Raw genomic sequence first — 15,769 nt, 5'->3', positions numbered from 1 at the left:
ATTAATTAAAAAAGACAGTACACCCAATAGTGCAATTCATCCACAACTTGCAGAAGTTGTGGTATTCTTGCATTTTAAAGATAAAGGGAGAAATGATAAAAGCATGATATTCATGCTTCTATCGAAAATGGTGTTTTTTCTCACCACCACAAAATAAATTATTGAGTTAAATGAATTCAAACTCTATCTAATACTTTAAATTCGCCCATATATAAAGTTTTTCGAGTGCAAGTGCTTGCTTACATCTTATAATTCAATAAAAACAATTGCAAAACATTTTTTGATTTGTTTATGCCGTCGGGAAAATTCATATCCTGAAAACGAATATGTTAATGCTTGAATCGGTTATCAGTCCTTTTTTTTAAAAGTGCGGGACATTTTTCATCCATTACTGTCCATTAATGGATAGGTTTATAAATACTAGTTTATAGACTCCATATTGAGGATTGAATATTTTAAACCTGAAAATAGCATTAAAAATTCTTTGTTTAGAATAAAACAAAATTCTTGAAAAATATTTATCATGATTAAAGGGGGAACGGAGCCATGAAATACAAGAAAAGCATAATCATGCTGGTGCTGGTCATCTTCATATTCGGTGCGGCCAGCGTATGCGCAAGTGATGTGAACGATATGGTGGCCAGTGAGAATACTGGGCAAATGGAATTGTCATCAAACAAGGAAATGGCGGAGGATAATCTGCAAATAGGTGAAGATAACTCTGAGTTGACATTAGATGCTGATGATGAAGGTGTGAGCACGCAAAGTAATATGGATATATTAAATGTTGATTCAGCAGCCAAATATTCAAATCTATCTTCTGAAATCAGCAAATCCGGAAACATTAAATTAAAATATAAGAATTATGTTTATGATGGCGGTGCTGCTATTGAAATCAAAGAGGCCGATAAGGTCATTGATGGTAACGGTGCAGTAATTGACATGGCAGGATCAAATATTCGGGCATTTTCGGTAAAGGCCTCTGGGGTAACAATTAAAAATCTAACCATCAAAAACGTTAAAAATACTGATTTGGGTGGTGCTATTTACTGGATGAGTACTGGAGGCACTGTTTCAGACTGCACTTTCATAAACAACACTGCTCTTAATGGTGGTGCTATTTACTGGAATTTTGCGACAGGCACCGTTTCCGACTGCACTTTCATAGGCAACACTGCTGTTCTTAGTGGCGGAGCTATTTGGTGGAACGGTTGGGGAGGCAGTGTTTCAGGGTGCACTTTCATAGGTAACACTGCTAATAATGGTGAAGGTGGCGCCATTTACTGGAATGAAAACGGAGGCAGCGTTTCCGACTGCGCCTTCATAAACAACAAAGGGAGAAATGTCCAGGCCATTTATTCCGGTAATGCATTGTCTGTTGATTACTGCTGGTTTGGAAATAACGCAACAAACTACGATGGTCAGCTGCCAATAAATCAATTCTGCAATTATAGCTTGTTTTTAAATGCTACCGCTAATCCGGATTCACTATCCGTTTCAGACACATCCAGCATCATATTCAAATTATATCTGTATAATTCATCATCAGGAAACATTACAGAATACGATAATGCCCCATTCAAAAATCTTAATTTCACAATCACAGCAACCAATGGTTTTGCTGATAAGAATAGTGTTAAATTAGGGGAGAATGTCACATTCACTGCTACCGATATAGGAATATGTACCCTAACAGCATCAATAGAAAATGCCCAATGCACAATCGAACTGGACAACAGGGCTGATTCAATGTTATCTGTGCCGTCACAAGAGGCTTATTTCACACAGAATGCAACAATTGCCTTGAATTACAATTCAACTGCGACAGGAAAGGTCAACATTACCTTAAAAGGCAAGAACGGCAACAACTATACGTTCACAGATCTTGACCTGAACGCTACACTTTCACTTGGAGCAATCAATGTCGATGAGTATGATGTCAATGTCACCTATTCCGGTGATGATAATTTTGTCAACGCCACTGCTGAGGGAACATTGAAGGTGATTAAGGCCAACTCAACATTAACTGTCAATGACATAACATTTGACTATAACGGCACAGGATTCACAGAGATTTCATTCACCGGTGCCGTTGGTGTGGATGCCAGTGTAATTGGCCATGATGAAGCTGTTGTAACTGTAACTGACAGTTCAATAACAGTGTCAGGTTTGGATGCGGGCAATTACACATTGACAGTGACCACAATACCTGACGCTAACCATAATCCGGTAACTAAAACGGTCAACGTCACCGTTAATAAAATCGATTCCACATTAGCTGTTGACAATATCACATTTGATTATAATGGTTCAGGTTCCGGCAATGTGTCTTTCACCGGTGCCATCGGGGTCAATGCTTCAGTGTTTAACCAATCTGAAGCTGCCGTTAATGTCACAGGCAATACAATAACCGTATACGGTTTGGATGCGGGCAATTACACATTGGCAGTGACCACAATGCCTGATGCTAACCATAATCCTGTAACTGTAAATGCCACAATAACTGTCAACAGGCTTAAAACAGATTTGACTGCAAGTGAAATCACAACAACCTACAACATCAACAAGGATCTGGTAATCACATTAAAGGATGCTAACGGCAATACTTTAGCAGGCTTCAACGTGACTGTTGACTTGAACGGTGTCAAAACATACACCACCGACAGTAAAGGTCAGGTCAAGGTGTCCACCAAAGGATTGGCTCCAAATACCTACACTGTCAAGATAAGCTTCAATGGTGATGCCAACCACGTTAATTCAGCCGCTGATGTCAAAGTCACAGTCAACAAGGCAACCCCTAAACTGACTGCCAAGGCAAAGACCTTCAAGTCTTCCGTCAAAACCAAGAAATACACTATTACTTTAAAGGACAATACCGGAAAGGCAATCAAGAAGGCCAAAGTCACCCTGAAAGTCAAAGGAAAAACATACAAGGCAACAACCAATTCCAAAGGTAAGGCAACCTTCAAAATAACAAAACTTACCAAGAAGGGAAATTACAAGGCAACAATAACCTTCAAGGGAGACAAGTACTATAAGAAAGCAACTAAAAAATCCAAAATCAAGGTTATCGTAACCTTCAAGACAGTCTCCAAGGGAAGCAAGGACAAAGCAACCGTCAAGGAGATCCAGCAGGCCTTAAAGGACAATGGATACTACCTCACATACAAGGGACACTACCTTAAAATCGACGGAATATATAAGGGCTGCACTGAAAGGTCAGTCAAGCAGTTCCAAAAGGCCAAACACCTGAAAGTGACCGGTAAGGTTGACGAGAAGACAGCCAAAAAACTTGGTATAATCTAAAATCAAAATCAAGTAGGTGCGCAATGCATCTACACATTTTCTTATTTTTTAACCCCTAAAATGCTTTTATTCCGCTTCAATAATTCACTGCTTTTTCCATTTCAAAGGCAATCTGACGGATGACATTTCAATTATTTTCAACCATGATATAATAATCGCCGCAGTCATTCGGCTCCATGCACACATTGGAATGGTGTTGGGAGAGATTTGGGATAAAGTTGGGTGAGGTTCGCCAGAATGTTGGAGGGATATTGGGAGATTGTTGGGATGCTTTTGGAAGGGATTCGGTATGGTGTCGGAAGAGCATTTGAATAACTTTGGAATGATGTTGGAAAGGGAACTGGAAGGCAGTCTTGTTCTGCATTGTTTCCGAATGATTCAAATTCCCTATGGGTGGGGGGCGTTTTTTTTCCCTCTCCATGGATATCTATTTATATTCTTTTTGATAGAACTTTAATCATCTGTTGAATGTTTTGGGCAATGCAATAATTTTAAGGATTGTTTGTTTAGAATGAAACATTTATGGCTAAATATTTTTCAGAGGTTTAGGAAGATGAGATACAAGAGATACATGATTATATTGGTGCTTGCCGTTTTCGCATTAAGCGTTGCCGGCGTGTGCGCCATTGATGCGGATGATGCGACAACTGCCTTGGAATCATCCGCCGATGACAGCGTAATTGAGGTTGATGACAGTCAGGCAATAGGAGAAAATGAAAATGAGGAAATAGTAAGTGAAGGAAATGCGGGAACATTCTCCGATTTAAGACAGAAGATTCAAGAAGCCGGAAATAATAATGTTATAACATTGGACAGGGACTATGAAGACGATGGAACAGGACGTATCGATTTTAATAATTTCAATTTTACTATTGATGGTCAAGGACATAAAATCGACGCCAAAAAACAGACAGGAATCTTCCACATCCGGGCAAATGATGTAACAATAAAGAACATAACATTCATAAACAGCAGGGATATTGCGTCCCAGGGTGGTGCTATCATCTGGAATGGTAATTATGGTAATGTTTCTGGTTGTTCGTTTGTAAACAACACTGCTGGTTCTGGTGGCGCTATCAGCTTCTTTAGTGAATCTTCTAGTGTTTCTGGTTGTTCATTTGTAGGTAACTTTGCTGCTAATGAGGGTGGTGCTATCTGCTTGGGTATTTATAATAGTGTTTCTGGTTGTTCTTTTGTAGGCAACACTGCTAATTATGGTTATGGTGGTGCTATCTTTATGGAAACTTCATTTGATAGTGTTTCTGGTTGTTCTTTTGTAGGCAACACTGCTCGTTATGGGGGTGGTGCTATCTACTATAGGGGTGCTAAGTGTAGTGTTTCTGGTTGTTTGTTTTTAAACAACACCGCTATTGAGGAGGGCTGTGATGCTGTTGATGGAACCAAATATTTGCCGGGTGAGTATTGCTGGTTTGGTAATGATGCAGGCAACTACAAGGATTCCTTACCAACAGGAGGATCATTTTCCTGTGATTTAAGACTATTTTTAAACGCTACTATGAATCCGAACACTCTTCCGGACTTGACCACTTCAGAAGTCGTCTTCAAGCTGTATCTTTACAATTCCAGTTCAGATAAAGTGTCTGAGTATGATAATGCTCCTTTCGATTACCTTAATTTCACAATAACTGCAACCAACGGTTTTGCCGATAAGAATAGCTCCAAACTGGGGGAAAAAGTCACATACACTGCAACCGATATGGGAACAGGTACCGTAACAGCATCAATAGGTGATGCAAGGTACACAATCGAACTAGAAAATACCATTTTAAACCCTATGTTGTCTGTACAGTCCAAAGAGGCTTATTTCACTCCGAATACAACAATTGCATTGAATTACAATTCAGGTGCAACAGGAAAGGTCAACATTACCCTTAAGGGCAGGAACGGCAACAACTATACGTTCACAGACCTTGACTTGAACGCTACAGTTTCTCTTGGAGCAATCAATGCCGATGAATACGATGTCACAGTCAAGTATTCAGGAGATGACAATTTTGCCAATGCCTCTGCTGTGGGAACATTGAAGGTGGTTAAGGCCAACTCAACATTGACCGTCAATGACATAACATTTGACTATAACGGCACAGGAGTCAGTGAAATATCATCCACCGGTGCCTATGATGTTGTTGCTAATGTTGTTGATCATCCTGAGGCAATTGTGAAAGTTGAGGGCAATACAATAACCGTTTCCAATTTGGCTGCAGGAAACTACACCCTAAATGTCACAACAATAACTACTGAGAATTACAATCCCGTAACTAAAACCGCAAACATTACAGTAAACAAGTTATCCACTGAAATCATTCTATTCAATGAAACACTTGATTTGAAAGTAAAAGATATGGGTTACAGTTTAGCGAATCTGACTCCGGCCGGTGCAGGCAATCTGACATATGTCTCCAGTAATGAAAGTGTTGTCGTGGTAGTTGATGGTGCCTACCTCGCTTGTGGTAAAGGCACTGCCATTATAACTGTTTCATTTGCAGGCAATGAAAATTACACCGCCGCTGAAAAAACAATAACCGTTACTGTCACATTAAATGATGCAAGCGTAAGCGTTGAAAATGCGACCTTGGACTTGAAGGTGGGTGACAGGTTTGACCTTAATGCCACATCCGTTCCTGATTACCTGACTATTGAATATGTATCCAGCAATTCCTCTGTTGTCAGCGTCACTGATTACGGCATTGTTACTGCAGTGGGAGAAGGCACAGCCGTCATCACACTGACTGTCGGAGACAATGAAACCTATGCTTTCAACTCTACCAATGTCACAGTAACAGTAAGCAGAATAGCTAGTGAAATTGCCTCTTCAGCAATCACAACAGTTTACAATGTCAATAAGGACCTAACAGTAACTCTTAAAGATGAAAAAGGAAATCCAATTAGTGACGCTAGCATAACTGTTGACTTGAACGGTGCCAAAACCTACATCACTGATGAGAAAGGTCAGGTCAAGGTGTCCACCAAAGGATTGGCTCCTAAAGCATACACTGTTAAAATAACATTCAATGGTGATGATAAATATCTTAATTCAACCAAAGATGTTAAAGTCACAGTCAAGAAGGCCACTCCTAAACTGACTGCCAAAAAGAAAACATTCAAAACCAGTGTTAAAACCAAAAAATACTCTGTTATCTTGAAGGACAATACTGGAAAGGCAATCAAGAAGGCCAAGGTCACATTGAAGGTCAAAGGAAAAACATACAAGGCAACCACAAACAGTAAAGGAAAGGCAACCTTCAAAATCAAAAACCTAAAGAAAAAAGGCAAATACACTGCGGTCATAAAATTCAAGGGAGACAAGTTCTACAAGAAAGTCTCCAAAAAGGCTAAAATAAAAGTCATCATAACTTTCAAAACCGTTTCCAAAGGCAGCAAGGACAAATCCACAGTCAAGCAAATCCAACAGGCCTTAAAAGACAACGGATACTACCTTTCATACAAAGGCCACTACCTTATGGTTGACGGAAAATTCGAAAGCTGCACAGAAAGATCAGTAAAAGAGTTCCAAAAAGACAGGGGTTTGAAAGTGACAGGAAAAGTCGATGAAAAGACCGCCAAGAAACTTGGAATAATTTAAATCAATGCAGGTGCATCCGCATCTGCAACTCTCTTTTTTTTAAAGCGCCGAATCTACATGTTCCTGCAATTCCATGATATAAGGTTCACTTGATTTAAACGGACTTTACTTCTAACTTGCTATTGCTCGAGTCTTTTAAGCATTTGGGGGCAATTTTTGTCCGCTTTTTGATGTTTTGTTTGCAAACAGAATTAACATGTGTGCATATTATGCGTTACATGGCTGCGAGGATATCTGGATATCGGCTGAGTGTATACCTTATTAACTTTTAACAATAAATATCAATATTGAAAATGTAAATTAGTACGGATGATAAAATGGCTATCGATTTGACAGATATTGGAATTGAAGAAGGACAGAAATATGAAGGGATTTACACTACCATGAGCAAGGACGGCGTAAAAAATGCGGCTCCAATAGGAATTGTGTGCAAAGGCAAAGATAAACTCGGATGCAGGTTATTTGTCGGCACCCAAACTCTGAAAAACATTATGGAAACACGCAGATATGTTGTAAACATTACTTTTGACCCTATAAATTTTGTCAATTCAACCATCGGAAACCTGGATATTGAAGAGTTTACGGATGATGAGGACATTGCAATACTGAAAAATGCAGAGGCATATGTCATTTGTAATGTCACAGACATTAGAAAAATGGATCCGATCAAAGACCATGTAACATCAAATGGGGAGGCTTATATCATAAGCAGTGATGTTGCAGAAATCGTCAAGAACAATCCATGTGCAAAGGCTTTAAACCGGGGAGTATTTGCGCTTCTGGAATGCCTTACTAACTATACCCGGCTTGACCTTGTAAGCGAGGAACAGCAGGATTATTTCATCGGAAGGTTTAATGAAAACAACCGTATGATTAAAAGGGTTTCAGGGCCTGATACGATAAAGGCCATGGAGATTCTTAAAAACAGCATGATCGAAAAGGGTTTTGATGTTGAATAGGCCAAGAATTTAACTTTAATTTTATTTGAGCGCATTGGCTGGTGATGAAAACAAAAATCATTTCAAAAAGGGCTTAATTAGATGATTCGCTCCAGTCATCACACTCATCATCCATTTTAACCAATTTTTCATGGAATCTGCAGTAATATTGGGTGCAAAGACCAATATCAAATTCCACATGTTTGCAGTTGTAGCATTCTTTTTCATCCATGATTTTTCCCCAATTTCATCCTTTTAAAATAGGCAGGATATCGTCTATGTATTTTTTAGTCATGTTATATTTTAATATCTCTTATCAAATTCTTCGCTCCTGTCTGTTTCGGTGTCTATCTGATACATGACAACATGTCGGTTGACTGGTACTTCCTGAGCGGTAAATTCGAATTTCTGGCACATATGGATCCGGTTTCCATGGTCATCGGCGTTATTCTTTGTGGCGCGGGAATTTTTGTTGCATGTTCCTTAATAGACTGGATACGGGAACTGCTGTTCAGAAAATTGAAAGTCAAATCCCGACTTGCTCGTCTGGAAGAGAAAATCTCTTTGAAATTTGATAACTATTTGAATTGAATAGTTATCTTTTTTTTCATTGATTTTCTTATAAAATCTTTTCCATAGTCAAAAAATTGTATATTGCTCCGACACAGCCGGACGCATTTTTAAAGCGGCACCTTTCAACTTCCGGTTCGTTTATCGTCTCTGAGGATTTCGCTTCAAAGAATTCATGCACGCTATCTTTTATTTCAGCTATCAAGACGTCCTGTGCGGAAATTCCTCCGCCGATGCAGAACTTTTCAACATCAAGCACAGCCTGTATGGTCACGATTCCTGCCGCAATTGTTCTTGAATAATTTCTGATTAGTTCCCTTGCCGTTTCATCCCCTTTTCTGTACCTTTCAAAGAGCTCATAGCTGTCAATGTCGCCAATGCCTTTCCTGTCATCATATGCACCGGTTAGATTTTTGTGGCCTGCAATCTTGCCGAACCTTGTTTTGGTATCGAGATTTCTGAAATCTGTGAGAAGGCTTGAAATCTCTCCCGCAGATTCATTGCTTCCCCGGTAAAGCTTTCCGTTGAGAATTATTCCTCCGGCTATTTCAGTTCCAAGCCCGATAAACATGCCGTTTTCTATGCCGGACAGGTTTCCTTTCCAGTATTCGGCCAGTGCTGCACATTTCCCGTCATTTTCAATCCACACCGGCACGCCGTATTTCTCTTCCAGCATGGATTTTAAGGGCATGTCGCAAATCCAGGGAAATGTTGCTATTATATTGACTATTCCCTTTTCAACATTTATTTTTCCGGGAAATGACATTGCAATGCCTGAAATCTGGTTCAGGTGTGGAGAGATTATTTCATCCAGCGATTCGAATAATTTTCCGGGCTCCCTTCTGGTTTTGATTTCATTAATTTCGGTTATTTCCGCATTTCTGTCGGTCACGGTGTATTTAATTGATGTTCCGCCTACATCTATTGCCAGGTATTTTTCATTGTGCATAAATCAGGATCACTCCTTCAGGAATTATCTTTTTGAAGTATGTTGAATAATAGTATGTTTTTGAAACATAAAAATTATCGCAGTTTTTTTTAATATCCGGTTAGACTTGGCCGCCAGAAAAGCTGTTAATAAGCCCAAGCAAGTTGTGTTTAAAAAAATCTTTCGCATACAGAATAGTTATATATTTATATATTTGTGGATAGACTTTTAGTCATGTCTTATATTTTTAACAAAAGTGAAGTATTTTTGATATTGTTCGAATAATATAAAACATATTTTAACATACACTTTCAGGGGTTCAGGTAAAATGAAATACAAGAAAATAATGTTTATGCTGGTGCTGGCCGTTTTCATATTCGGTGCCGCCGGCGTCTGTGCCAGTGACGTGAACGATACGGTGATTGCCGGTGAAGATAATTCAACAATTGAATTGTCACAGGCATATTCTGACGAAATGATGTCTTCTGAAGAAGATGAACTAATAGAACAAACAGAAAATGATGAACTCATAAATGAAGGAAATAGCGGAACATTTGCTGAGCTGCAAGCCAGTATTAATGCAACAACACAGGGTTCAACATTAACATTAAATAAGAATTACGAATGCGAGAACGGTTTTGACAGTGAAGGGATACTTATTGACAAATCCATAACAATTGATGGACAAGGGTATAAAATCGACGCACAAGAAAAATCAAGAATATTCAGAATAACAGCAGACAATGTAATACTGAAAAACATAATTTTCACAAATGGTAAAACAACAGGAAAAGGGGGAGCAATTCACTTCTCAAGTAATGGTGCTGTGATAAATTGTGATTTTGCTAACAACACCGCAGTTGATGGGGGTGCTGTTTATTTTGCTGATGGAACCGCTGGTGAGACTATAAACTGTAATTTCACAGATAACATTGCAACATCTAGTGGTGGAGCAGTGGTATTTTTGGGTAATGGTGCCGTGACAGACTGTAACTTTATTAATAACGCCGGACAGTCAGGCAGTGGTGGTGCTATTTACTTTATTAATGGTACTGTGTCAGATTGTAATTTTGCCGATAACGCCGCAGTTTATGGTGGTGCCGTTTACTTTAGAATTAATGGTACTGTTACAGATTGCTGTTTCGCTGTTAACTCCGCAACTTATGGTGGTGCGGTTTATTTTGATGGAGGATCTTATGGCGAGACTGTAAATTGTATTTATGCAGACAACTCTGCTAGTCACTGTGGAGCTATTTATAGCATGGAAGCATTGAATGTTGTTGCTGATGCATGTATTTTCAAATCTAGTTCCGATACAACTGATACTGCACGCATTATTCCACCTATACTGACTGTTGATAATTTCACAACACTTTATGATTTCGGTGAGAAAGTGGTATTTGACTTGAAAACAAGCAGTGGAATACTTATAAATGGAAATATCTCAATAAGCATATATAATAATGGTGAATGGATTGGAAACTTCAGCTGCCTAAGCAATGACGGCTGGACAGTGGACTTGCCTGTTGGGGAATATTATGCAATTTACAATACTGAATATTATGGATTCTCACCAGTCAACAGGACAATAACAGTGGAGTCCTACAAAACATTTTGTGATTTGAATGATGCAATCAATGGCAATGACAATCCTGTAATTAATTTATTCGATGATTTTTATTTTGATCCTGCTTATGATTCTTGTTTTGTAGATGGTGTCGTGATTGGCCGGCCGGTTACAATTAACGGTAATGGAATTACAATTGACGCCAGAGGAAATGGAAAAATATTTCATAGCTCTGCAGAAATAACAATTAAAAATCTAACGATTAAAAATGGTAATTATGACGGTAATGGGGCTGCAATTTCCTTTAGTCAAGTGAGTACTTTGACAGATTGTAATTTTACTAATATCCATGCAAATGGAAATCATTTTGGAGGAGCTATTGCCTTCAATGGATATGGTATTGTGAAAAATTGTAATTTCGTTCAATGCTCTGCAAATAAGGGCGGTGTTATCTACATGAGTTCAGGTAGTGTTGAAAATTGTAGTTTTGTGCATAACTCTGCAGGGTATGGTGGGGTTATCTACATGAGTTCAGGTAGTGTTGAAAATTGTAGTTTTGAAGATAACTCTGCGGATTATGGTGGTGCGGTTTACTTTATTGATTCAGGTGTTGTGTCAGATTCTAATTTTGATGATAACACTGCAAAGCATGGTGGTGCAGTTTACTTTAACAATTTTGGTTCTGTGTTAAATTGTAATTTTACTGATAACGAAGTAAATTCCAAATTTGGTCATGGAGGTGCGGTTTGTTTTACTGGTGCCGGTTCGGTGTCAAATTGTAATTTTACTAATAATAACGGCCCAGCAAGTGGTAGTGATGGTGGTGCGGTTTACTTTAGGAGTACTGGTTCTGTGTCAAATTGTAGTTTTGTGAGTAACTCTGTTTATCATTTTGGTGGTGCGGTTTACTTTATGGATACTGGTTCTGTGTCAAATTGTAGTTTTGTGGATAACTCTGATTCTTATTCTGGTGGTGCGGTTTACTTTAGTGGTACTGGTTCTGTGTCAAATTGTAATTTTACTAATAACTATGCACCTAAAGGAGGTGCAGTTTTCTTCTTAAATAATGGTACTGTGTCAAATTGTAATTTTACTGATAACTCTGCACCTCAGGCGGGTGCAGTTTGGTTTGAAAGTAATGGTAATGTGACATATTGTAATTTTATTAATAACTCCGCCACATATTACGGTGGTGCTATCTTGATGCCTTCTGGTAGTGTTGAAAATTGTAATTTTATTGCTAACACTGCAGAGAATGGTGGTGCAGTTTACTTTAGCGGCAATTGTAATTTGACAAATTGTAATTTTATTGCTAACACTGCAGAGAATGGTGGTGCAGTTTACTTTAGCAGTGATGGAAATATGATATATTGTAATTTCACTGAGAACCATGCTAATAATAGAGGGGGAGCAGTTCACATTAACGGTAAGGGTTTTGTGATAAATTGTAATTTTATTGCTAACACTGCTAATGATGGCGGTGCTATCAGATGTTCTGGTGAGGGTACTGTAATAAATTGTAATTTTACTGATAACTCTGCAAGTGTGGGAGGTGCAGTTTGGTTTGTAAGTAATGGTAATGTGACATATTGTAATTTTATTGATAACCATGCAGATTTGGCCGGTGCAGTTTGTTTTGAAGGTAAAGGTAATGTGACAAATTGTTATTTTATTAATAACTCTGCATCTAATGGAGGAGCCATTTTAAGTATGCCGTGGCGGACTGTTACTGTTGATACTTGTATTTTCAAAACAGATTCGGATACAACTTTCAATACCTATGATATTCCACCTATACTGACTGTTGATAATTTCACAACAGATTATAATTCCGGTGAGAAATTGGTATTTGATTTGAAAACAAACAGCGGCATACCTGTCAACAATGCAAATATCTCAATGAGCCTATACTTTAAAAACAATGATAGTTTGGTTGGTAATTATAGTTTTTTAAGTGGGGATAAATGGACTGTGGATTTGCCTGTCGGTTATTATTATGCTATTTTCAACACTGAATACGCTGAATTCCAACCGATTAACATAACAGTCCATATCAATCCTCTCGAGGCGGAATTGACTGCAAATGCAATCACTTCAATCTATAACGTTAACAAAGCTTTGGTCATTACATTAAAAGATATGCAAGGCAATCCTTGTGCAGGTGCTAGCGTAACTGTCGATTTGAACGGTGTCAAAACATACACTACAGACAGCAATGGCCAGATCAAGGTTTCCACAAAAGGATTGGCTCCTAAGTCATACACTGCCAAAGTGACATTCAATGGTGATGCTATTTATGCTAAATCAGTCAAGGATGTCAGGGTCACAATCAAGAAGGCAACCCCTAAATTGACTGCCAAAAAGAAAACCTTTAAAAAATCAGTCAAAAGCAAAAAATACAGTGTAACCCTAAAGACCAATGCAAACAAGGCAATGAAAAAGGTCAAGGTCACTTTAAAGGTCAACAAGAAAACCTACACTGCAAAAACCAATGCCAAAGGTAAGGCAACCTTCAAAATCAAAAAATTAACTAAAAAGGGAACCTACAAGGCAACAGTAACATACAAGGGCAATGCCTACTATAACAAAGTGACTAAAAAAGTTAAAATCAAAATCAGGTAGATGCGATGCGCATCTACACATATTATTTTTTTCTGTATGTTCTCGCATAAATTCCCTGAAATGATCTGCACATTCCATAATATTTAATCATAGCTTGATTTAAACGGACTTTTTTTATCACTCGCCAATTTGCTTGGGTCTTTTTTTAAGCATTGTCATGGTGATTTTTCTTCGCCCTTTCGATATCATGTTAACAAACACAATTAACTTGTGTGCAGATTGTGTATTGTTTTCCGGCTAACCTTTCAGGAAGTCTGCAGTGATTCTTTGGAATTCCTCGGGCTGTTCCAGAATGACCAGGTGGCCGGAATTCTCGATGAATTCGAACTCGGCATTTTCAATGCCTTCGGCAACTTCGCGTCCCAGTTCAGCTGGATTGATGCCGTCGTATTCGCACCCGATGACCAGTGTAGGACAGGTGACCTTGTCGTAATCCTTTGAATTGTCAAATCCGGCAAGTGAAGCGTCCTCTGCAGCCTTTTCCTCTGCATTCAGCTCAAGGCTTGCATCGCCTTTTATAAGCTCTTCAGGGTTCAGTTCCCCGCTCACTATCCTTTCAAATGTCTCGGGGGCAACGGTGGCCTTCATTATCACACCCATCATTTCCTCCTGTGACACCTGGGTGATGTCGAGGCCGGCCTCCTTCAGGAGCCTTGCAACGGAGGAGGTCTTTCCGTTCGGCTTGGTGCACACAAGGACAAGGCGGTCGATGTCATCGCATTTGAGCTCGGCTGAGCGAAGGGCGATGTATGATCCCATGGAATATCCGAGGACATGGGCCTTTTCAAGCTCAAGCTCGTCGATGATTCCGTGGATGTCCCTTGCATGGTCGTCGATTGTGTAGCTTTCAGGGCGTGTGGACTCTCCGTGGCCTCTTGTGTCTACTGTTATCACGCGGTAATCATCCCTGAACATGTCCCTTATAGGATACATGCTTGTCTTGTTTGCGGTAAGACCGTGGATTAGAATCAGTGCTTCTTCTCCCTTTTCGGTGTCGTCTATGCAGATTTCGATGTCGTTGATGTTAAGGAATTTCTTCATGTTCAATCTCCGGTTCTTTAATGCAAATCATTCATTCTTAATAAACATATGCAATTACTTTATCATAATTTGGTGTTTTCTTTACTGGTTACTGCTGTGATGCATTAATAACTCCAGTCATCTACTTCAACAGTCTTATAAACAGGTTTTTTATATTTGCAGTACAATCTAACTTTTATTTTATACTTAGCTATTTTGCCTCCGGCTTGAGCGCTATATTTTTTCTTTGATATTCGTTTCACTTTTTTAAGCTTCCACTTATACGCATCATTGTTATACCACCAAGCCCTAACTAACTTAGTTACAGAGGACCTGCAACATTCATCACCGCCCTCATGAGACATTCTCCATTTTAACGCTTTTTTAATGCCTTTAATAGATTTGCCATCAAGTATTGCTTTGTAAGTTTTAGTATATTTGACTGTTTTATAATGATCTATAACTCTTTTGGTAACGGTGGATTTAATAACAGGCACATTTTTTGTAATTTCTTTAGTTATAGGTTTTTGCACTTCCATGCTTTTTAAATAAATATTGGCACTATTGCTTATGATTGAACTGCCTGAAACGTTATCTAATCCATCATCTACTTCATAATAACTGTCATTGTCTGCCATCATCTTTTTAACAACTGATTTTCCATTGTCATTATAATAGTCTGTTCCTTCACTTGAAACGGAATCCTGTGAATCAACTTCACATAAATCTTGCTCGCTGTCAACTTCAACCATATTATAATCACCAGTAGTGTTTACAATATCATCAGATTGAATGTTTTCTGCGGATACAAATCCACAAAATAGGATAGCAAGCAACATGCCCACACCAATCAATAAGAATTTATTGTTCATTTTATTTTCTCCCTGTATTTTTTCATGATTATAATCATTAGTTATAATCCTTGATATTAATATATGCGTATCCTGGAAGTTATATGTTGCTATTATTAGATTATAAAAAGAAGTATGATTTGTAAATGTTTTGAATATCTGTTTCGCAACATACAATGTCTGTGATTTTTTTGGAAAACTTTATGATGTCATTTTCATCCTCGCCATGATAGGATTCTGTCTCATCAGACAGCACCAGAAATCCGTGTGCGAATTCCGGAGGAATGTATAACTGTTTTTTTGTCTTCAGATAATATTTCACCGTTCCATGCACTGATGCTATATCTAATGTTTGGCTTGGAA

The 15,769-nt window shown here is 38.6% G+C and carries 10 protein-coding genes and 1 pseudogene; 5 read left to right on the top strand and 6 right to left on the bottom strand.

All coding sequences use genetic code 11. The features are described 5' to 3' along the window. The first annotated feature begins 546 nt into the window (after window positions 1-546). Window positions 547-3,306, top strand: a complete 2,760-nt coding sequence (locus tag ACJMML_RS08440) for a peptidoglycan-binding protein (protein WP_405306884.1) — start codon at window positions 547-549, stop codon at window positions 3,304-3,306. Between the two features lie 127 nt (window positions 3,307-3,433). Here ACJMML_RS08440 and ACJMML_RS08435 read toward each other — a convergent pair whose 3' ends face one another. Continuing rightward, window positions 3,434-3,670, bottom strand: a complete 237-nt coding sequence (locus tag ACJMML_RS08435; RefSeq protein WP_405306883.1) for a hypothetical protein — start codon at window positions 3,668-3,670, stop codon at window positions 3,434-3,436. A 189-nt stretch (window positions 3,671-3,859) separates the two neighbouring features. On the opposite strand from ACJMML_RS08435, the gene ACJMML_RS08430 reads away from it, so the two are divergent. Together ACJMML_RS08430 and ACJMML_RS08425 are read left to right on the top strand one after the other, a co-directional pair. Continuing rightward, window positions 3,860-6,910 carry a peptidoglycan-binding protein gene (locus ACJMML_RS08430; RefSeq protein ID WP_405306882.1) on the top strand — a complete coding sequence of 1,017 codons (3,051 nt, stop codon included), beginning with the start codon at window positions 3,860-3,862 and terminating at the stop codon, window positions 6,908-6,910. A gap of 317 nt (window positions 6,911-7,227) precedes the next feature. After that, the gene (locus ACJMML_RS08425) at window positions 7,228-7,869 is read left to right on the top strand and encodes a DUF447 domain-containing protein (RefSeq protein ID WP_405306881.1); all 642 of its coding nucleotides are present in this window, start codon (window positions 7,228-7,230) and stop codon (window positions 7,867-7,869) included. Between the two features lie 73 nt (window positions 7,870-7,942). On the opposite strand, the gene ACJMML_RS08420 is transcribed toward ACJMML_RS08425, so the two are convergent. Then, a complete protein-coding gene (locus ACJMML_RS08420) occupies window positions 7,943-8,080 on the bottom strand; it encodes a hypothetical protein (RefSeq protein ID WP_405306880.1) in 138 nt (45 codons plus the stop codon). A gap of 134 nt (window positions 8,081-8,214) precedes the next feature. Between ACJMML_RS08420 and ACJMML_RS08415 the strand changes: the two genes are divergently transcribed. After that, window positions 8,215-8,439, top strand: coding sequence for a hypothetical protein (locus ACJMML_RS08415; RefSeq protein ID WP_405306879.1), 225 nt, complete (start codon window positions 8,215-8,217; stop codon window positions 8,437-8,439). 28 nt (window positions 8,440-8,467) lie between these two features. Here ACJMML_RS08415 and ACJMML_RS08410 read toward each other — a convergent pair whose 3' ends face one another. Further along, the gene (locus ACJMML_RS08410; RefSeq protein ID WP_405306878.1) at window positions 8,468-9,367 is read right to left on the bottom strand and encodes an ROK family protein; all 900 of its coding nucleotides are present in this window, start codon (window positions 9,365-9,367) and stop codon (window positions 8,468-8,470) included. A 307-nt stretch (window positions 9,368-9,674) separates the two neighbouring features. Here ACJMML_RS08410 and ACJMML_RS08405 point away from each other — a divergent pair, with 307 nt between their 5' ends. After that, window positions 9,675-13,535, top strand: a complete 3,861-nt coding sequence (locus ACJMML_RS08405; RefSeq protein WP_405306877.1) for a right-handed parallel beta-helix repeat-containing protein — start codon at window positions 9,675-9,677, stop codon at window positions 13,533-13,535. Window positions 13,536-13,772: 237 nt separating this feature from the next. Here the strand turns inward: ACJMML_RS08405 and ACJMML_RS08400 are convergent, their stop codons facing one another. The 3 genes and pseudogenes from ACJMML_RS08400 to ACJMML_RS08390 all read right to left on the bottom strand — a co-directional run. Then, entirely contained in the window at window positions 13,773-14,576 is an 804-nt protein-coding gene (locus ACJMML_RS08400) for an alpha/beta fold hydrolase (protein WP_405306876.1), read from the bottom strand. Window positions 14,577-14,680: 104 nt separating this feature from the next. Continuing rightward, window positions 14,681-15,427 carry a hypothetical protein gene (locus ACJMML_RS08395; protein ID WP_405306875.1) on the bottom strand — a complete coding sequence of 249 codons (747 nt, stop codon included), beginning with the start codon at window positions 15,425-15,427 and terminating at the stop codon, window positions 14,681-14,683. Between the two features lie 181 nt (window positions 15,428-15,608). Then, window positions 15,609-15,735 (bottom strand): annotated as a pseudogene (locus ACJMML_RS08390) (dTDP-4-dehydrorhamnose 3,5-epimerase family protein); the annotation flags it as partial. Window positions 15,736-15,769: the final 34 nt, after the last annotated feature.

Origin of the sequence: Methanobrevibacter sp. (assembly GCF_045130115.1) — an archaeon.
In the GTDB taxonomy this organism is placed as follows: Archaea; Methanobacteriota; Methanobacteria; order Methanobacteriales; family Methanobacteriaceae; genus Methanocatella.
Note: the sequence above shows the minus strand (reverse complement) of the source record. Positions and strands in the feature narration are given on the sequence as shown.

Excerpts from the sequence above, each read along its gene's own strand:
- ACJMML_RS08440 (WP_405306884.1), top strand. The coding sequence starts at position 547 with ATGAAATACAAGAAAAGCATAATCATGCTGGTGCTGGTCATCTTCATA.
- ACJMML_RS08435 (WP_405306883.1), bottom strand. The coding sequence starts at position 3,670 with ATGCAGAACAAGACTGCCTTCCAGTTCCCTTTCCAACATCATTCCAAA.
- ACJMML_RS08430 (WP_405306882.1), top strand. The coding sequence starts at position 3,860 with ATGAGATACAAGAGATACATGATTATATTGGTGCTTGCCGTTTTCGCA.
- ACJMML_RS08425 (WP_405306881.1), top strand. The coding sequence starts at position 7,228 with ATGGCTATCGATTTGACAGATATTGGAATTGAAGAAGGACAGAAATAT.
- ACJMML_RS08420 (WP_405306880.1), bottom strand. The coding sequence starts at position 8,080 with ATGGATGAAAAAGAATGCTACAACTGCAAACATGTGGAATTTGATATT.
- ACJMML_RS08415 (WP_405306879.1), top strand. The coding sequence starts at position 8,215 with ATGTCGGTTGACTGGTACTTCCTGAGCGGTAAATTCGAATTTCTGGCA.
- ACJMML_RS08410 (WP_405306878.1), bottom strand. The coding sequence starts at position 9,367 with ATGCACAATGAAAAATACCTGGCAATAGATGTAGGCGGAACATCAATT.
- ACJMML_RS08405 (WP_405306877.1), top strand. The coding sequence starts at position 9,675 with ATGAAATACAAGAAAATAATGTTTATGCTGGTGCTGGCCGTTTTCATA.
- ACJMML_RS08400 (WP_405306876.1), bottom strand. The coding sequence starts at position 14,576 with ATGAAGAAATTCCTTAACATCAACGACATCGAAATCTGCATAGACGAC.
- ACJMML_RS08395 (WP_405306875.1), bottom strand. The coding sequence starts at position 15,427 with ATGAACAATAAATTCTTATTGATTGGTGTGGGCATGTTGCTTGCTATC.